We start from the raw sequence: 20040 nt of genomic DNA, 5'->3' as shown, positions 1-20040 counted from the left end.
ACCTCAAGACCTGCGCAGTACCTGTGGGAGCGGGCAAGCCCGCGAAACAGGCGACGCGGTGGATGGCACGGGCTTCGCCCGTGTTCGGGGGCACGCCCGCTCCCACCAACCGCGCTGACCTCGAGCCATGCGCAGTACCTGTGGGAGCTGGCTTGCCGGCGATGGGGCGCGAAGCGGCCCCAGCATTTATGGCCATTGGCCAAAGGTCTGCTAAATTCTTGTGAGCAAACCTTCATCAAGTAGTTGGGCTTGCGCATTCGGTGCGTTCAACTTCTTGAGGAATGGACTCATGAGCATGTCCCTCGGTAAACGCATGGGGGCCGAACTGGTCGGCACCTTCTGGCTGGTGTTGGGCGGCTGTGGCAGTGCGGTACTCGCTGCCAGTTCTCCCGTCGGCATCGGTGTACTCGGTGTCGCTTTCGCTTTCGGCCTCACCGTGCTGACCATGGCTTTCGCCATCGGCCATATCTCCGGCTGTCACCTCAACCCTGCCGTGTCGTTCGGGCTGGTGGTGGGCGGGCGCTTCCCGGCCAAAGAGCTGTTGCCCTACGTGATCGCCCAGGTGATCGGTGCCATCCTGGCGGCAGGTGTGATCTACCTCATCGCCAGTGGCAAGGCAGGTTTCGAACTGGCTGCGGGATTGGCTTCGAACGGCTACGCCGAGCCATTCGCCCGGCGGCTACACGCTCGGGGCGGGCTTTGTCAGTGAGGTGGTGATGACGGCGATGTTCCTGGTCGTGATCATGGGCGCTACCGACGCTCGGGCGCCGGCGGGTTTTGCGCCGATCGCCATCGGTTTGGCCCTGACCCTGATCCACCTGATCTCGATCCCGGTCACCAACACCTCGGTCAACCCCGCACGTAGCACGGGGCCGGCCTTGTTCGTCGGTGGCTGGGCCCTGCAACAGCTGTGGCTGTTCTGGGTGGCGCCGCTGATCGGTGCTGCAATCGGCGGCGCGCTGTACCGGGGCCTGGCGAAAGAACCTTAACGCTGGTGCACGCAACGCCCGGCAGCGAAGGTTTCACGCACAGTGCGATCGTCGCCAAGGGTGGTGAGCACGAACAGGGTTTCCTCGATACTGTTGGACTGCTGGATGCGGTAGTCCAGCAGTGGCGTGGCCTTGTAGTCCAGCACCACGAAGTCGGCATCGTTACCGGGGCGCACGGCTGCCGATGCGGTCGTCCAGGCGCAGCGCGCGGGCGCCGCCGAGGGTGGCCAGGTACAGTGACTTGTACGGGTGCAGGCGTGCGCCCTGCAGCTGCATCACCTTGTACGCTTCGTTCAGGGTGTTTAGCAGCGAGAAACTGGTGCCGGCGCCCACGTCGGTGCCCAGGCCCACGTTGACCTTGAAGCGCTCGGCCTGGGGCAGGTTGAACAGGCCGCTGCCGAGGAACAGGTTGGAGGTGGGGCAGAAGGCCACGGCCGAGCCGGTTTCGGCCAGGCGCTGGCATTCGTCATCGCACAAGTGCACGCCATGGGCGAATACCGAGCGCTCGCCCAGCAGCTCGAAATGGTCGTATACGTCGAGGTAGCCCTTCTGCTCGGGGAACAGCGACTTGACCCAATCGATTTCCTTGAGGTTTTCCGACAGGTGCGTGTGCATGTACACGCCCGGGTGTTCCTTGAGCAGTTGGCCCGCCAGTGCCAGCTGTTCAGGTGTACTGGTCGGGGCGAACCGTGGGGTGACTGCATAGTGCAGGCGGCCCTTGCCGTGCCAGCGCTCGATCAGCGCCTTGCTTTCGGCGTAGCCGGACTCGGCGGTATCGGTCAGGTAGTCCGGGGCGTTACGGTCCATCATTACCTTGCCGGCGATCAGGCGCAGGTCCAGGCGCTCGGCCTCTTCGAACAGGGCATTGACCGATTCCGGGTGTACGCTGCCGAACACCAGGGCGGTGGTGGTGCCGTTGCGCAGCAGCTCCTTGAGGAAGATCTTCGCCACCTGGTCGGCGTGATCCTTGTCCGCGAACTGTTTTTCGCAGGGGAAGGTGTAGGTGTTCAGCCAGTCCAGCAGCTGTTCGCCGTAGGAGCCGATCATGCCGGTCTGCGGGAAGTGGATGTGGGTGTCGATGAAACCCGGGGTGATCAGCGCGTCCTGGTAGTGCTCGACCGGGATATCGGCGTCCAGGGTCGGCAACAGTTCGGCGGCGTGGCCAATAGCGCGGATGCGGCCATTGTCGACCACCAGCAGGCCGTCCTCGAAGTATTCATGGGAAGCCTCCAGGCCCACCTCGGCCGGGTCGGCGATGCTGTGCAGGATGGCGGCACGGTAGGCTTTGCGGGTAACGGTCATAACACACTCGTCAAATGGCTTGGCTGCGCCGGGAGGGCGGCAGCAACTGGGCGATGGGGCCGGCATTGGCGGCAGCGTCGTGCTGGCCGAAGCAGGCGTTGTAGGTGGCAATGATTTCGCCGGCGATGGATACCGCAATCTCGATCGGCAGCTTGCCCTTGACCTCGGGCAGGCCCATCGGGCAGCGCATGCGCGCCAGCACGGCATCGTCGTAGCCGCGTTCGCGCAGGCGGTGCTCGAACTTGACCCGTTTGGTCTTCGAGCCGATCAGGCCGAACCAGGTGAAGTCGTTGCGCTTGAGAATGGCGGCGGTCAGTTCCAGGTCGAGCTGGTGGTTGTGGGTCATGACGATGCAGTAGCTGCCGGGCGGCAGGTCCGCGACTTCGTCGACCGGTTCTTCACTGACGACCTTGCTCACCCCGTTGGGGATGAGTTCGGGGAATTCCTGCTCACGCGAGTCTATCCAGCGCACCTTGCAGGGCAGCGCGGCGAGCAAGGGTACCAGAGCACGGCCGACATGGCCCGCGCCGAACACGGCGATCTCTGCCTGCACGGCGGCCATGGGCTCGAACAGCAGCACGGTGGCCCCGCCGCAGCACTGGCCCAGGCTGGCGCCAAGGCTGAAGCGCTCCAGGTGCGGGGTGGTGCGGTGTTCTTCGAGCATCTGCCGGGCGATGTGCAGGGCCTTGTATTCCAGGTGGCCGCCGCCGATGGTGTCGAACAGGCCGCTGGCGCTGACGACCATTTTCGAGCCGGCATTGCGCGGGGTCGAGCCGCGCTCCTCGATGATGGTAACCAGCACGCAGGCTTCACCGCGGGACTGGTGGTCGGCGAGGGCGTTGATCCATTGGTGCATGATGCAACCTCTCTGTGTCGTGCCGCAGACCCTGTGGGAGCGGGCGCGCCCGCGAATAGGGCGGTCAAGCCACCATCGCATTCGCGGGCACGCCCGCTCCCACAGAGATCCTCACTGTCAGTGGGTGACGGTTTCCAGTTCCTGTTCAGTCGGTTGCTGCTGGGCCACCGCCTTGCGCATCTGCTCGCAACCCCACAACACCCGCTCCGGCGTCGCCGGCGCGTCCACCTGCGGCTGCACACGGTAGTCAGCGATACTGGCCACGGCGTCCTTGATCGCGCACCAGGCGGCGATGCCGAGCATGAAAGGCGGCTCGCCCACGGCCTTGGAATGGAACACGGTGTCTTCCGGGTTCTTGCGGTTCTCCACCAGCTTTACCCGCAAATCCAGCGGCATGTCGGCCACTGCCGGGATCTTGTAGCTGGCCGGGCCGTTGGTCATCAGCTTGCCCTTGGCGTTCCACACGAGCTCTTCGGTGGTCAGCCAGCCCATGCCCTGGATGAAGCCGCCTTCGACCTGGCCGATGTCGATGGCCGGGTTCAGCGAATCACCCACATCGTGCAGGATGTCGGCGCGCAGCATCTTGTATTCGCCGGTCAGGGTGTCGACCACCACTTCCACGCAGGCAGCACCGAAGGCGAAGTAATAGAACGGCCTGCCGCGCGCCTGGCTGCGGTCGTAGTAGATCTTCGGCGTGCGGTAGAAGCCGGTGCTGGACAGTGACACCTGGGCGAAGTAGGCCTGCTGCACCAACTGCTCGAAGCTGACGATCTGGTCGCGCACGCGCACATGGCCGTTGCGGAACTCGACGTCTTCCTCGGTCACCTGGTAGTGCCGCGCGGCGAACTCGGTCAGGCGCTTCTTGAGGATTTCCGCCGCATTCTGTGCCGCCTTGCCGTTCAGGTCGGCACCGCTGGAGGCGGCGGTCGGCGAGGTGTTGGGCACCTTGTCGGTATTGGTGGCGGTGATCTGGATGCGGCTGAAGTCGACCTGGAAGATCTGCGCCACCACCTGCGCCACCTTGGTGTTCAGGCCCTGGCCCATTTCGGTGCCGCCGTGGTTCAGGTGAATGCTGCCGTCGGTATAGATATGGATCAGCGCACCGGCCTGGTTGAGGAAGGTGGCGGTGAACGAAATGCCGAACTTGACCGGCGTCAGCGCCAGGCCTTTCTTCAGGACCGGGCTGTTGGCGTTGAAGCGGCGGATCGATTCGCGGCGCTCGGCGTAGTCACTGCTGGCCTCCAGTTCGGCGGTCATCTCTTCGAGCATGTTGTGCTCGACGGTCTGGTAGTAGTGGGTGACGTTGCGCTCGGTCTTGCCGTAATAGTTGGCCTTGCGTACCGCCAGCGGGTCACGGCCGAGGTGGCGGGCGATGTGGTCCATCACCTGCTCGATGGCGACCATCCCCTGTGGCCCGCCGAAGCCGCGGTAGGCGGTGTTGGAGGCGGTGTTGGTCTTGCAGCGGTGGCCGTGCACGGTGGCATCGCCCAGGTAGTAGGCGTTGTCGGAGTGGAACATGGCGCGGTCGACGATCGAACCGGACAGGTCGGGGGAATAGCCGCAGTTGCCGGCCAGGTCGAAGTTGATGCCGTGCAGGCGCCCGTCATCGTCGAAGCCCACGTCGTACTCGACATAGAACGGGTGGCGCTTGCCGGTCATGGTCATGTCTTCGACCCGCGGCAGGCGCATCTTGGTCGGCTGGCCGGTCAGGCGCGCTACTACCGCGCACAGGCACGCCGGGCTGGCGGCCTGGGTTTCCTTGCCGCCAAAGCCGCCGCCCATGCGGCGCATGTCCAGCACCACCTTGTTCATGGGTACATCAAGGACTTCAGCGACCAGCTTCTGCACTTCGGTAGGGTTTTGCGTGGAGCAGTAGACGATCATGCCGCCGTCTTCGGTGGGCATCACCGAGGAAATCTGCGTTTCCAGGTAGAAGTGCTCCTGGCCACCGATGTGCAGGGTGCCCTGGATGCGGTGCGGGGCACTGGCCAGGGCTGCAGCGGAATCGCCACGCTGGTGGGTGTGGCTGTCGAGTACGAAGTGCTTCTTGCGGAACGCCTCTACCACATCCAGCACAGGCTCCAGGTCTTCATACTCGACGATGGCGGCCATGGCCGCACGGCGTGCGGTGTCGAGGTCGCGGGCGGCCACGGCGAGCACCGGCTGGCCGAAGAACTCGACCTTGTCGATGGCCAGCAGCGGGTCGCCGGCCACCACCGGGCCGATGTCCTTGAGGCCAGGGATGTCTTCGTGGGTGATGGCGATGCGCACACCCTCGAAGGCATAGCACGGCGTGGTGTCGATGCGCAGGATGCGCGCATGGGCGCGGTCAGCGGTGCGGGCATAGACGTGCAGCTGGTTGGGGAATTCCAGGCGGTCATCGATATATATGGCCTCACCGGACACATGCTTGTCAGCACTGTCGTGCTTGACGCTGCGGCCGACCCCGGTGGTCAGGTCCTGGCTGAACAGTTCGGCCATCTCGGCCTGGCTCTTGGCTACGTGATGGTTAGACATAAGCGGTCACCCGGGTCTCGATGTGCGGCGTTTGCTGTTCGATGAAGTACTTGCGCAGCAGGTTCTGCGCGGTCAGCAGGCGGTATTCCTTGCTGGCGCGGAAGTCGCTGAGCGGGGTGAAGTCCTCGGCCAAGGCTTGGCAGGCCCGCTCGATGGCAGCCTGGTTCCACGGCTTGCCGCGCAGCGCTGCTTCGCAGGCACGGGCCCGCTTGGGGATCGCCGCCATGCCGCCGAAGGCGATGCGCACACCGCTGACCACGCCGTCTTCGATGCTGAGGTTGAAGGCACCGCATACGGCGGAAATGTCATCGTCCAGGCGCTTGGACACTTTATAGGCGCGGAACGCCCAGTCGCTGGTGGCGCGCGGCACGATGATCTTCTCGATGAACTCGCTGTCCTGGCGGGCAGTGATGCGGTAGTCGATGAAGTAGTCTTCCAGCGGCATCACCCGCTGGCGCTCGCCCTGGCGCAGGACGATCTGCGCATCCAGGGCAATCAGCAGGGGGGGCGAGTCGCCGATTGGCGAAGCGTTGCCGATATTGCCGCCGAGGGTGCCCTGGTTGCGGATCTGCAGCGAGGCGAAGCGGTGCAGCAGGGCGCCGAAGTCCGGGTATTCCTCGTTCAGTGCGCCGTAGCAATCGGTGAGCGGGGTGGCGGCGCCGATTTCCAGGTGGCTGGCGGTTTTCTCGATGCGCTTGAGCTCGGCCACGTGGCCGACGTAGATCATCACCGGTAAGGTCTTGTGGAACTGCGTGACTTCCAGGGCCAGGTCGGTACCGCCGGCCAGCAGCCGCGCTTCGGGGTGCGAGCTGTACAGGTCGGCCAGGTCGGCCACGGTCAGCGGCACCAGGCAGCGCTTGTCGCCGCTGTTCAGTTCGCCGGTCTGGGTGGGTGCAATGGCCTTGAGGCGGCTTATGGTCTGCGCCTGCTGGGCATCGAACTGGTCGCGGCAGGGCTGGCGGCAGCTCTGCTCGGCGGCATCGAGGATCGGCCGGTAGCCGGTGCAACGGCACAGGTTGCCGGCCAGGGCTTCCTGGGCCTGGTGCAGATCAGGGCCGCTGCTGTTCTTCTGCAGGGCAAACAGCGACATGACGAAGCCTGGCGTGCAGAAGCCGCACTGTGAGCCATGGCAATCGGCCATGGCCTGTTGCACGCTGTGCAGCTGGCCCTGGTGCTTGAGCCCCTCGACGCTGATCAGTTGCTTGCCGTGCAGTGACGAAACGAAGGTCAGGCACGAGTTGAGGCTGCGGTAGCGCAGGCTGTCGTTGCCCTGGTCGTCCTGGGTCAGTTCGCCCACCACCACGGTGCACGCGCCGCAGTCACCGCTGGCGCAGCCCTCCTTGGTGCCAGGTTTGCCCAGGTGCTCACGCAGGTACTGCAGCACCGTCATGTTCGGGTCCAGGGCGTGCTCATTACGCAGCTCCTGGTTGACGAGAAACTGGATCACGGGGATGGCCTCGCAATGGTTTTATTGTTGTTGGGCGGACTCTAAGCAAGAGCTGTCCAGCAGGTCAATATTTTTCTGACTCAAAGGTCAAGAAATTGCTCATGTACAAGCCCGGCCGCGCACATTGCCCATATCCCAAGCATAGATCGCGCCGGGTGCCTGGTTGTCTTGCAGGTCAAATAAACCGCCAGGCCCCTCTGCGCGATTACCGGGCAAGTACGCTACAATCCGCCACTTGTGCCCAGTTCAATGATTTTGAAGGAAAACCATGACGTTCAAGGCCCCGGACAGCCTCTCCGAGCAGATTGCCGATTACCTGGCCGAACGCATCATCCGTGGCGAACTGGCGCCAGGCGAGCGTATCCAGGAGCAGAAGGTCACCCAGGCACTCAACGTCAGCCGTGGCTCGGTGCGCGAGGCGCTGCTGATCCTCGAGCGTCGCCACCTGGTGGCGATCCTGCCGCGCCGGGGTGCCCACGTGACCGAACTCGACGAGCGCAGTGTGCGCAGCCTGTGTGCCCTGATGAGCGAGTTCTACATCCTGCTGGGTAACGCGGTTGCGCAAAAATGGCGCACCGATGCCGACCTGCGCCCCTTCCTGGACATCCAGCAGCGCCTGCAGCGGGCCCATGACCAGCTGGACATCAAGGCTTTCGTCGCCGACAGCTTTGCGGTCATGCGGGCGGCGTATCCGTTCGCCGACAACCCGTTCCTGCAGGAAACCGTTGAAAACCTGCAGCCGGCCATGAGCCGCGCCTACTACCTGTCGCTGGACCAGCGCCAGGCCAGCATGATCGACTATCTGGACCTGTTCGCCCGCCTGCTCGACGCCGTGGTCGCCCGTGACCTGCCGCGCATTCGCGAGGTGCTCACCGCCTATGGCCAGCGCAGCTGCGAACTGGTGCTGGCGGCGTTGGCCCGAGGCTGACCGATGCGCCTGAAGTGCATTCGCCTGGCCGGGTTCAAGTCGTTCGTCGACCCGACCACGGTCAACTTCCCCAGCAACATGGCGGCCGTGGTCGGCCCCAATGGCTGTGGCAAGTCCAACATCATCGACGCCGTACGCTGGGTGATGGGCGAAAGTTCGGCGAAGAACCTGCGCGGCGAGTCGATGACCGACGTCATCTTCAACGGCTCCAGCGGCCGCAAGCCGGTAAGCCAGGCCAGCATCGAACTGGTGTTCGACAACAGCGAAACCACGTTGGTCGGCGAATATGCTGCCTACGCCGAGATCTCGATCCGCCGCAAGGTCACCCGCGACGGGCAGAACAGCTACTACCTCAACGGTACCAAGTGCCGTCGGCGCGATATCACCGACATCTTCCTCGGCACCGGCCTGGGGCCGCGCAGCTACTCGATCATCGAACAGGGCATGATTTCCAAACTGATCGAGGCCAAGCCCGAGGAACTGCGCAACTTCATCGAGGAAGCCGCCGGCATTTCCAAGTACAAGGAACGCCGTCGTGAAACCGAGAGCCGCATCCGCCGCACCCAGGAAAACCTGGCGCGCCTGACCGACCTGCGCGAAGAGCTGGAGCGCCAGCTGGAGCGCCTGCATCGCCAGGCCCAGGCAGCCGAAAAGTACCGTGAATACAAGGCCCATGAACGCCAGTTGAAAGCGCGCCTGTCGGCGTTGCGCTGGCGTGATCTGGACGAACGGGTGCGCCAGCGCGAGGTGGTAATCGGCGAGCAGGATGTGTCTCATGAGGCGCTGGTGGCCGAGCAGCGCAATGCCGATGCCAGCATCGAACGCCTGCGCGACGGCCATCACGAGTTGTCCGAACGCTTCAACCAGGTGCAGGGCCGCTTCTACTCGGTGGCCGGTGATATCGCCCGGGTCGAGCAGAGCATCCAGCATGGCCAGCAGCGCCTGCGCCAGTTGCAGGATGACTTCAAGGAAGCCGAGCGCACGCGCCTGGAGACCGAATCGCACCTGGGCCACGACCGAACCCTGCTGGCTACCCTGGGTGAAGAGCTGGCCATGCTCGAACCCGAGCAGGAAATGACCCTGGCTGCTGCCGAAGAAGCTGCCGCGGCCCTTGAAGAGGCCGAGCTGGGCATGCATGGCTGGCAGGAACAGTGGGACAGCTTCAACAGCCGTTCTGCCGAGCCGCGCCGCCAGGCCGAAGTGCAGCAGGCGCGCCTGCAGCAGCTGGAAGCCAGCCTGGAACGCCAGGCCGAGCGCCAGCGCAAGCTGGGCGAAGAGCGCGAGTTGCTAGGCAGCGACCCGCAGGATGCGGCCATGCTCGAACTGGCCGAGCAGCTGGCCAGCAGCGAAATGTCGCTGGAAGAGTTGCAGTTGTCTGAAGAGCAGGTGGTCCAGCGCCTGGAAAGCGCACGTGAGCAACTGCAACAGGCCGCCCAGGCTCAACAGCAGGCGCAAGGCGACCTGCAACGCCTGGGCGGCCGCCTGGCCTCGCTCGAAGCCTTGCAGCAGGCCGCCCTGGAGCCGGGCGCAGGGGCTGCGGACTGGCTGCAGGGCCAAGGCCTGGAGCAACAGCCGCGCCTGGCTGAAGGGTTGCGGGTAGAGCCGGGCTGGGAGCTTGCGGTAGAAACCGTGCTCGGCGCCGATCTGCAGGCTGTGCTGGTGGACAACCTCGACAACCTCGATTTTGCTGGCCTGGAGCAGGGCGAGTTGCGCTTGCTGGTGGTCAGTGGTGGCGGCTCGTCGCTGCCCGGAAGCCTGCTGGAAAAGGTCGAAGGCCGTGTCGACCTGGCGCCGTGGCTGGGCCAGGTCAAGCCCGTGGAAAGCCTGGCCCAGGCGCTGGCACAGCGGGCGTCGCTCAACAACGGCCAGAGTCTGGTCAGCCGCGATGGCTACTGGGTTGGCCGCCACTTCCTGCGGGTGCGTCGTGGCGGCGAAGCCGAAGGCGGCATGCTGGCCCGCAGCCAGGAGATCGAGCGCCTGGGCCAGGAGCAACGGCAGCAGGAAGCGGTGCTGGAGCAGTTGGAGCAGCACCTGCAGGCCCTGCGCGAGCAGCAGCTGGACCTGGAAGAAGAGCGTGAACAGTTGCGCCGTCGTACTCAGGAAGAAAACCGCCTGCATGGCGAGTTGAAAGCCAGCCTGTCGGCCAGCCGTGCGCGTGCCGAGCAGGTCGAGCTGCGCCGCCGACGCCTGCAGGAGGAGCTGGCCGAACTGGAAGAACAGCGTACCCTGGAGCACGAGCAACTGGGCGAAGCCCGCTTGCTGCTGCAGGAAGCCCTGGAACTTATGGCCCAGGACACCGAGCAGCGCGAGCAATTGATGGCCCGCCGCGACACCCTGCGCGAGAGCCTCGATCGCGTGCGCCAGGAGGCCCGCCAGCACAAGGACCATGCCCACCAGCTGGCTGTGCGCCTGGGCTCGCTGCGCGCCCAGCACGACTCCACTCGGCAGGCCCTCGAGCGCCTGGAACAGCAGGCCGCGCGCCTGACCGAGCGCCAGGAGCAACTGAGCCTGAACCTGGAAGAAGGCGAGGCCCCGCAGGAAGAACTGCGCCTGAAGCTGGAAGAGCTGCTGGAGCGGCGCATGAGCGTCGACGAGGAAATGCGCCAGGCCCGCCTGCACATGGACGAAGCCGACCGCGAACTGCGTGATGCCGAGAAACGCCGCACCCAGGCCGAGCAGCAGGCCCAGTTGCTGCGCGGCCAGCTGGAGCAACTGCGCCTGGAGTGCCAGGGACTGGATGTGCGGCGCAAGACCTTGCAGGAGCAGTTGCTGGCCGACGGCTACGACCTGCAAGGTGTGCTCGCCACTCTCGAGGCCGAGGCCAGCGAGCAGGGTACCGAACAGGAGCTGGAGCAGCTCGAGGCGCGTATCCAGCGCCTGGGGGCGATCAACCTGGCGGCCATCGAAGAGTACGAGCAGCAGTCCGAGCGCAAGCGCTACCTGGACGCCCAGGACGCCGACCTGGTCGAAGCCCTGGAGACCCTGGAAAACGTCATTCGCAAGATCGACAAGGAAACCCGCAACCGCTTCAAGGATACCTTTGATCAGATAAATGCCGGATTACAGGCACTTTTCCCAAAAGTTTTCGGTGGTGGCAGCGCTTATCTGGAACTGACGGGCGAAGATCTACTCGATACAGGGGTGACGATCATGGCGCGACCACCGGGCAAGAAGAACAGCACCATCCATCTGCTGTCCGGCGGCGAGAAGGCACTGACCGCATTGGCGCTGGTGTTTGCCATCTTCAAGTTGAACCCCGCACCGTTCTGCATGCTCGACGAGGTCGACGCGCCGCTGGACGATGCCAACGTCGGGCGTTACGCCCGTCTGGTAAAGGAAATGAGTGAAAGCGTGCAGTTCATCTACATCACCCATAACAAGATTGCCATGGAGATGGCGGATCAATTGATGGGGGTGACCATGCATGAACCGGGTTGTTCACGGCTGGTTGCCGTCGATGTGGAGGAGGCCATGGCCATGGTCGACGCCTGATGCTCGACGATAAGGGCATATTCTGTAGCGAAATGCCCCCGCCATGTGCGACAGACGGTGTAAAGTTGTCTTTGGTCGTGCTAGCTTAATGTCACTCGTTTTTTGCGTGGGTAAAACGCCTGTCAGAACATAGAGTTGGCGCCACGTGTTAAAGGGCTTTGAACCCTTTGTTTTCAAGCATATTTTTATAGAGGCACGGGATTACATGGAAATCGGTCTGCGCGAGTGGCTGATCGTCATCGGCATCATTGTCATTGCCGGGATTCTTTTCGACGGCTGGCGCCGCATGCGCGGCGGGAAAGGCAAGTTGAAATTCCGTCTGGATCGCAGTTATTCCAACCTGCCGGACGAAGAGGGCAACGCCGAAGTGCTTGGCCCGTCGCGCGTGCTGGATACCCACAAGGAGCCTGAGCTGGACGAAAGCGACCTGCCGTCGCTCAGCGCTTCTGCGCGTGATCGCGAGCGCGAGCCCAAACCGGCCAAGGCCAACAAGCGCGGCAAGCGTGCCACCGCTGCTGCAGATGCGCAGCAGGGTGACCTGAACCTGAGCGCCGATCCACGCGAACCCGACCTGTTTGCCGACAGCGATGACGACTTTGCCGCGGAAAATACCCGCAGCAACGGTGCGGCGCCTGCCAGCAGCAGCGTCAAGGAGTTGCCGCCGGCCGAAGAAGTGCTGGTGATCAGCGTGATCTCCCGCGACGAGGGCGGTTTCAAGGGCCCGGCGCTGCTGCAGAACATTCTGGAAAGCGGCCTGCGCTTCGGCGAAATGGACATCTTCCACCGTCACGAGAGCATGGCCGGCCACGGCGAAGTGCTGTTCTCCATGGCCAATGCCGTCAAGCCTGGCGTGTTCGACCTTGACGACATCGACCACTTCAGCACCCGCGCGGTGAGCTTCTTCCTCGGCCTGCCGGGCCCGCGTCATCCGAAGCAGGCCTTCGACGTGATGGTGGCCGCGGCGCGCAAGCTGGCCCACGAACTGAACGGTGAACTCAAGGACGACCAGCGCAGCGTGCTGACCGCCCAGACCATCGAGCACTACCGCCAGCGCATCGTCGAGTTCGAGCGCCGTGCGCTGACCCAGAAGCGCTGACAGATCCAGACGAAAGAGCAGCCTGAGGGCGTGCTGGTCGGTTCGGGTGTTGTAGTTGTCTGTGCCGGCCTCTTCGCGGGCTTGCCCGCTCCCACAGGTACATCACTGCCCTTGAGGCTCGTGGTGTCCCAGTGGGAGCGGGCAAGCCCGCGAAGAGGCCGGCACAGGCGATAAATACCTCAAACCCCCGGCACCACCCCCAGGCTGCTCTTTTGCTTTGCAAGAGAAGACAATCCCATGACCGCCGAAACCCGTATCCACGAACTGCGTGCCGAGCTCGACCAGCACAACTACCGCTATTACGTGCTCGACGAGCCCAGCGTGCCCGATGCCGAATACGACCGCCTGTTCAACGAGCTCAAGGCGCTGGAAGCCGAATACCCGCACCTGGTAACCCCGGACTCGCCCACCCAGCGCGTGGGTGGTGCAGCCTTGGCCGCGTTCAGCCAGGTGCGCCACGAAGTGCCCATGCTCAGCCTGGGCAACGCCTTCGATGAAGCCGACCTGCGTGAATTCGGTCGTCGCGTGGTCGACGGGCTCGATCAGCCGGGTGCGGTCGACTACAGCTGCGAGCCCAAGCTCGACGGCCTGGCGGTAAGCTTGCTGTACCGCGACGGCCAGCTGGTGCAGGGCGCCACCCGTGGCGACGGCACCACCGGTGAAGACATCAGTGTCAACGTGCGTACCGTGCGCAGCATCCCGCTCAAGCTGCAGGGCGAGGGCTGGCCGGCAGTGCTGGAGGTGCGCGGTGAGGTGTACATGAGCAAGGCCGGTTTCGACCGGCTCAATGCCGCCCAGGCTGAAGCCGGCGGCAAGACCTTCGCCAACCCGCGCAACGCCGCAGCCGGCAGCTTGCGTCAGCTGGATTCCAAAATCACCGCCAGCCGCCCGCTGGAGTTCTGCTGCTATGGCGTCGGTCAGGTGTCCGCGAGCATCGGTGACAGCCACATTGGCATCCTCGAACAGCTCAAGGTCTGGGGCTTGCCGATCAGCCGCGAACTCAAGCATGCCGCTGGCATTGAAGAATGCCTGGCCTACTATCGCGACATCGGCGAGCGGCGCAACAGCCTGCCCTACGAAATCGACGGCGTGGTGTTCAAGGTCAATAGCCTGGCCGCCCAGCGCGAACTGGGCTTCCGCGCCCGTGAACCACGCTGGGCGATTGCCCACAAGTTCCCGGCCATGGAAGAGCTGACCGAGGTGCTGGATGTCGAGTTCCAGGTCGGCCGCACCGGTGCGGTCACGCCCGTGGCACGCCTGAAACCGGTCAAGGTGGCCGGTGTGACTGTGTCCAACGCCACCCTGCACAACATGGACGAAATCGCCCGCCTGGGCCTGCGCATTGGCGATACGGTGATCATCCGCCGCGCCGGTGACGTGATTCCGCAGGTGATGCAGGTGGTGCTGGAGCGCCGCCCGGAGGATGCGCGCCCGGTGCAGGTACCAAGCGAATGCCCGGTATGCGGCTCGCAGGTCGAGCGTACCCAGCTGGTCAAGCGCAGCAAGGGCAAGGAAACCACCAGCGAGGGCGCGGTGTACCGCTGCGTCGGCCGCCTGGCCTGTGGCGCCCAGCTCAAGCAGGCGATCATCCACTACGTGTCGCGCCGCGCCATGGACATCGATGGCCTGGGTGAGAAGAGTGTCGAGCAGTTGGTGGACGAAGGCCTGATCGGCTCGCCGGCCGACCTGTACAAGCTGGAGTTCGAGCAGATCGTCGGCCTGGAAGGCTTTGCCGAAGTGTCCAGCAAGAAGCTGCTGGATGCTATCGAAGCCAGCAAGCGCCCGAGCCTGGCGCGCTTCATCTACGCCCTGGGCATCCCGGACGTAGGCGAGGAGACCGCCAAGGTGCTGGCCCGCTCGCTGGGTAGCCTGGCGCGCGTACAGCAGGCGCTGCCGCAGGTACTCACCTACCTGCCGGACATCGGCCTGGAGGTTGCCTACGAGATCCACAACTTCTTTGAAGACGAGCATAACCAGAAGGTTATCCAGCAGCTGCTCGATAGCGGCATGCAATTGCAGGACGAAGGCGAGCTGGCTGCAGAATTCGCCGCCAGCACCACCCTGGCCGGCATGATCGCCAAGCTCGACATCGCCTCGGTCGGCCCCACTGGTGCCGAGAAGCTGGTGGCCAGGCTCGACAGCCTGGACAAGATCATTGCCGCCGACGGTATCGACCTGCGCCAGGCCCTGGCGGCCAAGCAGGCTGACGCGGTGCGCGAGTTCTTCAAGGATGAAGCGAACCAGAAGCTGGCGCGGGACATTGAAGCGCAGTTGCTGGCGTTTGGCATGCACTGGAGCAGCGAGAAGAAGGTAGCCGAAGGCTTGCCGCTGGCCGGCCAGACGTGGGTGCTGACCGGCACCCTGGAGCGCATGAGCCGCGACATCGCCAAGGACAAGCTGCAAAGCCTTGGGGCCAAGGTGGCGGGTTCGGTTTCCGGCAAGACGCACTGCGTAGTGGCGGGGCCGGGGGCGGGGTCGAAGCTGGCCAAGGCCAGTGAGTTGGGTGTGAAGGTACTCGATGAAGATGCCTTCGTCACCTTCCTGGGCGAGCAGGGCATCGCTGTCTAAAAGGCCAAGGCCAGGTCCTGCGGCTTGCACGGTCCTTGTGGGAGCTGGCTTGCCGGCGATCACCGGCAAAGCCGGTGCCATCCACCGCGGTGCCTGCTTCGCGGGCGCGCCCGCTCCCACAGGTCCTGTGCTGGTCTTGCTGTCAGCGCTACCCCTGCAGGAGCGGGTTCACCCGCGAGTTGGCAGCCCCTTGCCCCCTCAACCCGGACAAGTCATTGAGAAATGATGACTTTTTCTCCTCCAGAGGTTGTATCTGCCCCCAAGACCGGTACAATGGCGCCACTCGCTGCTCAGCGAGCCTTGTAGTGGTGGCCCCATCGGTCCCCCCGCATTGATTACCCGTTAACCTGGTCAGGCCCGGAAGGGAGCAGCCATAGCGGGAACATCGAGTGCCGGGGTGTGGCTGGTGGGGCTGCCTCCATTTCCGGGGTCCGAAAACCTCAATCTGCAGTAAATGCCTTCGTTCTGCCCTGCTTCTCGCCCAATGCTCCCGCCGCCGACAGCTTCATCAGTCGCTGGAATTTCGGGCATGCAAGGTGATCTTCCTCAGGGCACTGCGCCGCATGCCGCAAGCCCTTGCTCATGGCCTGCAAGCTCCTGATCCGTGCATCCAGTTCGTCGGCCTTGGCCATCAGCCTCTGCCGGTCGACTTGCAGGTCCACCAGCATCGCCCCCACTTCATCCAGCGAAAACCCCGCAGCCTGGCCCAGGGCGATCAGCGCCAGCCTGTCCGCCACATCGGCTGCGAACTGCCGCCGCTGGCCAGGCCTGGCGAGTGACTTGAGCAGGCCTCTCTTCTCGTAGTAGCGCAGCGTCGAGGCGGGTACGCCTGTGCGTTTGGCGACGTCGGCAATGTCCATTTCGGCCCCTTGACTTGAAGTTGACTTCAACTTCTATGCTGCGCGGCAGAGTGATGACCGTCAATCTTCGAGGGGGTGTTCAATGACGTTTACTGCGATGTTTTTCGCTGCTTTGCCAATTGGTATCGGTGCCACGATGGTGATGGACCTGTGGGGGCTGCTGCTGAGGCGGTTGGGTGTCGCCACGCTGAACTTCGCCATGGTCGGGCGTTGGGCGGGGCATTTGCTGCACGGGCGTGTGCGGCACCAGGCGATTGCCAAGGCCGAGCCGGTTCGCCATGAGCTGGCGTTGGGGTGGGGGATTCACTACGCCATCGGCGTGCTGTTCGCGATGCTGCTGGTTGGGTTTGTGGAGGAGGGGTGGTTGCTGGCGCCTACTTTGTTGCCTGCGGTGGCGGTGGGTGTGGTTACGGTCGTGGCGCCGTTGTGCTTCATGCAGCCGGTGATGGGGGCGGGGTTCTTTGCGTCAAGGACACCGACGCCTGCGCGTAACTGCCTGAAGAGCCTGGCTACGCATTTCGTGTTTGGTGTGGGGTTGTACTTGAGTGCGGCTCTGCTGGCCTAGGGCCGGGGGTTAGAGTGAGCGCATGATCAGCACGCCTGCAATCAGCAGTACCAAGGCAAACCCTGCACCGATGCTAAACGGGATCAACGCCTCCCAAGGAGAAGACTCTCTGAGCTTGCGTATCTCGTCGGCGAGCATTTCGGCTTCGCTGCGTAACTGCTCAGAGTGATTTTGGGCAGGGCGGGGCATTTGTTACTCCTGACATCTGGATTGGCGAAGACTCAGAGTTTGTTGGTTAGAGCCATGATACCCGCGACGGCCGTCACCACCGTCGCGCCAACCAACAACGGGTACCAGAACGTCTCTCGCTTGAGCTTACGCGTTTCTGCCACGAGTTTGTGAGTCTCGGCGACAAGCTTGGTGTTGCCAATTTGCCGCGCGGGCGGCGCTCGATCTAACAGGCAATAAAAAAACTATCGGCGAACAGCTGTCAGCCCCACCCAAATCAAGGCCGAGTCGCCAAAACCCCCATACCCCCATACCGCTGCACCATTCGCTCGATTTCCCCCGACTGCTTCATCCGCACCAGTGCCCGCAACACTTCCTGTGCCGGTATCGCCGGGTCGTTGCGCACCATGCACCCCAGGTCCTGTTCCTCCAGCACCGCCAGCGCGTGCAAGCGCTGTTCCGTCGGCAAGCCCTGGTTGAACCACTGCAACGACAACTGGTTGCTTACCGCATGCCGATACCGCCCGACCTGCAACTTCTGTAGCACCAGCAACTGGTTGCGGCTGTCTTCACGGTGCAGTCGGCCCTGGTCAAGCAAAGGCTGCAGGGTCGAATAGGTATAGCCCAGCACCGTGCCGATCGCCTGGGGTGGCAGTTGTTGCGGAGATAGCAGGGGACTGTCGCCCGGGCGGCCTACCAGCAGGTCGCGCTGGCGAATCAATGGAATGCTCCAGACAAAATGCCTCGGAGGGGCATCGAACCACTGGCTGCTGACATAGCAGCGCACGTCGATATCTCCGTGGTCCATGGCCTCCTGCAGGCGCAGGCGGGCCATCACATGGTACACAGGGCGTGCGCCCACCTCTTTGGCTAGCGCCTGGGTCAGGTCGTACAGCAGGCCTTCAACCGGCCGGTCACCTTCGATGCGCACCAGCGGCATGCTCCAGCTCTCGGCCACGGAAAAGCGCAGCACCGGCTGTTCGGCCATGCCCTGCGAGGTCCAGAGCAACAGCAAGGCCAGTAATCTTCGCAAGGCTTATCCTCCCTGGACAGCGTACAGTTTCATAGCTTAGCCGAGCGGCGCAGGGTGCAATTTTGCCCCCGCTCCGCTAGCATTAGCGATCTTCCGCTCGATCAGGCTACGATGGTTTTTCGATGAGTTATCAGGTTCTTGCACGTAAATGGCGTCCGCGCTCGTTCCGCGAAATGGTCGGCCAGGCCCATGTGCTCAAGGCCTTGATCAACGCCTTGGACAACCAGCGCCTGCACCATGCCTACCTGTTCACCGGTACCCGTGGCGTGGGCAAGACCACCATCGCCCGTATCATCGCCAAGTGCCTGAACTGCGAAACCGGCATTACTTCCACGCCGTGCGGCACTTGCTCGGTGTGCCGGGAAATCGACGAGGGCCGTTTCGTCGACCTGATCGAGATCGACGCCGCCAGCCGCACCAAGGTCGAGGACACCCGCGAACTGCTCGATAACGTGCAGTACGCGCCGAGCCGTGGGCGCTTCAAGGTCTACCTGATCGACGAAGTGCACATGCTCTCGACCCACTCGTTCAACGCCTTGCTCAAGACGCTGGAAGAGCCGCCACCCTACGTCAAGTTCATCCTCGCCACCACCGACCCGCAGAAACTGCCAGCTACCATTCTGTCGCGCTGCCTGCAATTCTCGCTGAAGAACATGAGCCCGGAGCGGGTGGTCGAGCACCTCAGCCACGTACTGGCTGCCGAAAACGTGCCGTTCGAGCCTGATGCCCTGTGGCTGCTGGGCCGCGCGGCCGATGGCTCGATGCGCGACGCCATGAGCCTGACCGACCAGGCCATCGCCTTTGGCGAAGGCAAGGTGCTGGCCGCCGATGTGCGGGCCATGCTCGGCAGCCTCGACCATGGCCAGGTCTATGGTGTGTTGCAGGCGCTGCTGGATGGCGATGCCCGGGCCTTGCTGGAAGCCGTGCGCAACCTGGCCGAGCAAGGGCCGGACTGGGCTGGCGTGCTGGCCGAGATGCTCAATGTGCTGCACCGCGTGGCAATTGCCCAGGCGCTGCCGGAAGCGGTGGACAACGGCCAAGGCGATCGCGACCGGGTGCTGGCGCTGGCCTCGGCATTGCCGGCCGAGGACGTGCAGTTCTATTACCAGATGGGCCTGATTGGCCGCCGTGACCTGCCCCTGGCGCCGGACCCGCGTGGCGGCTTCGAAATGGTCCTGTTGCGCATGCTGGCGTTCCGCCCGGCCGACACCGACGACGCGCCGAAGCCGGTACTAAAGCCAGTGGGGATCAGCCAGGCCACAGCTGATCCTGCAACACCGGTGGCAGCGCCGGCGGTTGCCGTGGCGCCGCCCGTCGCTGCTGCAGTGGAACCTGCTGCACCGGTTGTCGCGCCACAGGCGCCCGCGCCGGTCGAGCCAGCGCCACAGCCGGTTGTCCAGCCTGTAGTGGCAGCTGAACCTGCCCCGGTCAGCGAACCAGAACCGGAACCGGTGGCAGAGGTGGTTGACCTGCCATGGGAAGAGCCCGCTGCAGCGCCTGCACCGGTAGTGGCCGAGCCCGTACCTGCGCCTGCGCCGAAACCAGCGCCTGCGCCCGTGCCTGCCGCCCCGGCGCACGATGATGAGCCGCCGTTCGACCCATCTGCCTATGCCGCGGTAGGCATGGACCGCGACGACGAGCCGCCGCTGGACGAAGACTATTACGGTGGCGAAAGCGACCCGGTCGGCTTCAGTTACCTGGACGAACTGGCCGAACACGTCCAGGAAGACGCGCCCAAGCCGGTCGCCGAACCGTTGCCAGCGGCCAAGCCTGCTACCGGCCTGGCCTTGCAATGGCTGGAATTATTCCCACAGTTGCCTGTATCCGGGATGACAGGCAACATCGCGGCAAACTGTACGTTGATTGCCGCTGAGGGCGACGACTGGCTGCTGCACCTGGACCCTGGCCAGGGTGCGCTGTTCAACGCCACCCAGCAGCGGCGCCTGAACGAAGCGCTCAACCAGCACCTGGGGCGCACGCTGAACCTGCGTATCGAGCTGATCCTGCCCGAGCAGGAAACCCCGGCCCAGGCCGCGGCGCGCAAGCGTAGAGAGCGCCAGCACGAGGCCGTGGTGTCGATCGAGCAGGATCCGTTGATCCAGCAGATGATCAAGCTGTTCGGTGCCAAGGTGCGGCAGGATACTATTGAGCCTGTAGAAGCCCTGGTTAACCAGGGCCAGTAACGGATAACCATGCGGCTGGCCAGGTGCCGGGCCGCA

General features: G+C 64.0%; 13 protein-coding genes, 1 other RNA gene and 2 pseudogenes. 8 read left to right on the top strand and 8 right to left on the bottom strand.

Annotated features, from left to right (window positions below; translation table 11 throughout):
• Positions 1-295: 295 nt before the first annotated feature.
• Positions 296-989, top strand: a pseudogene (aqpZ, locus tag QIY50_02605) (aquaporin Z).
• Here the strand turns inward: aqpZ and guaD are convergent.
• From guaD to xdhA, 4 genes and pseudogenes are all read right to left on the bottom strand, one after another.
• Positions 986-2291 (bottom strand): annotated as a pseudogene (gene guaD, locus QIY50_02600) (guanine deaminase). The pseudogenes aqpZ and guaD sit on opposite strands and share 4 nt — an antisense overlap.
• Before the next feature lie 10 nt (positions 2292-2301).
• Complete coding sequence (gene xdhC / locus QIY50_02595) at positions 2302-3147, bottom strand: xanthine dehydrogenase accessory protein XdhC (protein WGV21191.1); 846 nt, start codon at positions 3145-3147, stop codon at positions 2302-2304.
• A gap of 117 nt (positions 3148-3264) precedes the next feature.
• A complete protein-coding gene (gene xdhB, locus QIY50_02590; GenBank protein ID WGV21190.1) occupies positions 3265-5664 on the bottom strand; it encodes a xanthine dehydrogenase molybdopterin binding subunit in 2400 nt (799 codons plus the stop codon).
• The gene (gene xdhA, locus QIY50_02585) at positions 5657-7111 is read right to left on the bottom strand and encodes a xanthine dehydrogenase small subunit (GenBank protein ID WGV21189.1); all 1455 of its coding nucleotides are present in this window, start codon (positions 7109-7111) and stop codon (positions 5657-5659) included. Before xdhA ends, xdhB begins: the two co-directional genes overlap by 8 nt.
• 268 nt (positions 7112-7379) lie before the next feature.
• Between xdhA and QIY50_02580 the strand changes: the two genes are divergently transcribed.
• The 5 genes from QIY50_02580 to ffs all read left to right on the top strand — a co-directional run bounded on the left by QIY50_02580 (position 7380) and on the right by ffs (position 15607).
• Entirely contained in the window at positions 7380-8039 is a 660-nt protein-coding gene (locus tag QIY50_02580; GenBank protein WGV21188.1) for a GntR family transcriptional regulator, read from the top strand.
• 3 nt (positions 8040-8042) lie between these two features.
• Positions 8043-11531 carry a chromosome segregation protein SMC gene (gene smc, locus QIY50_02575; GenBank protein ID WGV21187.1) on the top strand — a complete coding sequence of 1163 codons (3489 nt, stop codon included), beginning with the start codon at positions 8043-8045 and terminating at the stop codon, positions 11529-11531.
• 205 nt (positions 11532-11736) lie between these two features.
• On the top strand, positions 11737-12627 hold the full coding sequence (gene zipA / locus QIY50_02570) for a cell division protein ZipA (protein ID WGV21186.1): 891 nt from the start codon (positions 11737-11739) through the stop codon (positions 12625-12627).
• Between the two features lie 237 nt (positions 12628-12864).
• Positions 12865-15195, top strand: coding sequence for an NAD-dependent DNA ligase LigA (gene ligA, locus QIY50_02565; protein ID WGV21185.1), 2331 nt, complete (start codon positions 12865-12867; stop codon positions 15193-15195).
• A gap of 315 nt (positions 15196-15510) precedes the next feature.
• An RNA gene (gene ffs, locus QIY50_02560) (signal recognition particle sRNA small type) lies at positions 15511-15607 on the top strand.
• Positions 15608-15635: 28 nt separating this feature from the next.
• Here ffs and QIY50_02555 read toward each other — a convergent pair.
• On the bottom strand, positions 15636-16055 hold the full coding sequence (locus QIY50_02555; GenBank protein WGV21184.1) for a helix-turn-helix domain-containing protein: 420 nt from the start codon (positions 16053-16055) through the stop codon (positions 15636-15638).
• An 82-nt stretch (positions 16056-16137) separates the two neighbouring features.
• Between QIY50_02555 and QIY50_02550 the strand changes: the two genes are divergently transcribed.
• Entirely contained in the window at positions 16138-16620 is a 483-nt protein-coding gene (locus QIY50_02550; protein ID WGV21183.1) for a DUF2938 domain-containing protein, read from the top strand.
• A gap of 9 nt (positions 16621-16629) precedes the next feature.
• Here the strand turns inward: QIY50_02550 and QIY50_02545 are convergent, their stop codons facing one another.
• Genes QIY50_02545 through QIY50_02535 form a run of 3 tightly spaced genes read right to left on the bottom strand, consistent with a single transcriptional unit; the run spans position 16630 to position 17821 of the window.
• Positions 16630-16809, bottom strand: a complete 180-nt coding sequence (locus tag QIY50_02545; GenBank protein ID WGV21182.1) for a hypothetical protein — start codon at positions 16807-16809, stop codon at positions 16630-16632.
• 32 nt (positions 16810-16841) lie between these two features.
• The gene (locus QIY50_02540) at positions 16842-17021 is read right to left on the bottom strand and encodes a hypothetical protein (GenBank protein WGV23144.1); all 180 of its coding nucleotides are present in this window, start codon (positions 17019-17021) and stop codon (positions 16842-16844) included.
• Between the two features lie 44 nt (positions 17022-17065).
• Positions 17066-17821 carry a transporter substrate-binding domain-containing protein gene (locus QIY50_02535; protein WGV21181.1) on the bottom strand — a complete coding sequence of 252 codons (756 nt, stop codon included), beginning with the start codon at positions 17819-17821 and terminating at the stop codon, positions 17066-17068.
• A gap of 122 nt (positions 17822-17943) precedes the next feature.
• Here QIY50_02535 and dnaX point away from each other — a divergent pair, with 122 nt between their 5' ends.
• Positions 17944-20004 carry a DNA polymerase III subunit gamma/tau gene (gene dnaX / locus QIY50_02530; protein ID WGV21180.1) on the top strand — a complete coding sequence of 687 codons (2061 nt, stop codon included), beginning with the start codon at positions 17944-17946 and terminating at the stop codon, positions 20002-20004.
• The last annotated feature ends 36 nt before the right edge of the window (positions 20005-20040 follow it).

It is taken from the genome of Pseudomonas putida (assembly GCA_029953615.1).
Classification (GTDB): Bacteria; Pseudomonadota; Gammaproteobacteria; order Pseudomonadales; family Pseudomonadaceae; genus Aquipseudomonas.
Note: the sequence above shows the minus strand (reverse complement) of the source record. Positions and strands in the feature narration are given on the sequence as shown.

Coding starts and splice junctions, on each gene's coding strand:
- xdhC (WGV21191.1), bottom strand. CDS start 3,147: ATGCACCAATGGATCAACGCCCTCGCCGACCACCAGTCCCGCGGTGAA.
- xdhB (WGV21190.1), bottom strand. CDS start 5,664: ATGTCTAACCATCACGTAGCCAAGAGCCAGGCCGAGATGGCCGAACTG.
- QIY50_02580 (WGV21188.1), top strand. CDS start 7,380: ATGACGTTCAAGGCCCCGGACAGCCTCTCCGAGCAGATTGCCGATTAC.
- smc (WGV21187.1), top strand. CDS start 8,043: ATGCGCCTGAAGTGCATTCGCCTGGCCGGGTTCAAGTCGTTCGTCGAC.
- zipA (WGV21186.1), top strand. CDS start 11,737: ATGGAAATCGGTCTGCGCGAGTGGCTGATCGTCATCGGCATCATTGTC.
- ligA (WGV21185.1), top strand. CDS start 12,865: ATGACCGCCGAAACCCGTATCCACGAACTGCGTGCCGAGCTCGACCAG.
- QIY50_02555 (WGV21184.1), bottom strand. CDS start 16,055: ATGGACATTGCCGACGTCGCCAAACGCACAGGCGTACCCGCCTCGACG.
- QIY50_02550 (WGV21183.1), top strand. CDS start 16,138: ATGACGTTTACTGCGATGTTTTTCGCTGCTTTGCCAATTGGTATCGGT.
- QIY50_02545 (WGV21182.1), bottom strand. CDS start 16,809: ATGCCCCGCCCTGCCCAAAATCACTCTGAGCAGTTACGCAGCGAAGCC.
- dnaX (WGV21180.1), top strand. CDS start 17,944: ATGAGTTATCAGGTTCTTGCACGTAAATGGCGTCCGCGCTCGTTCCGC.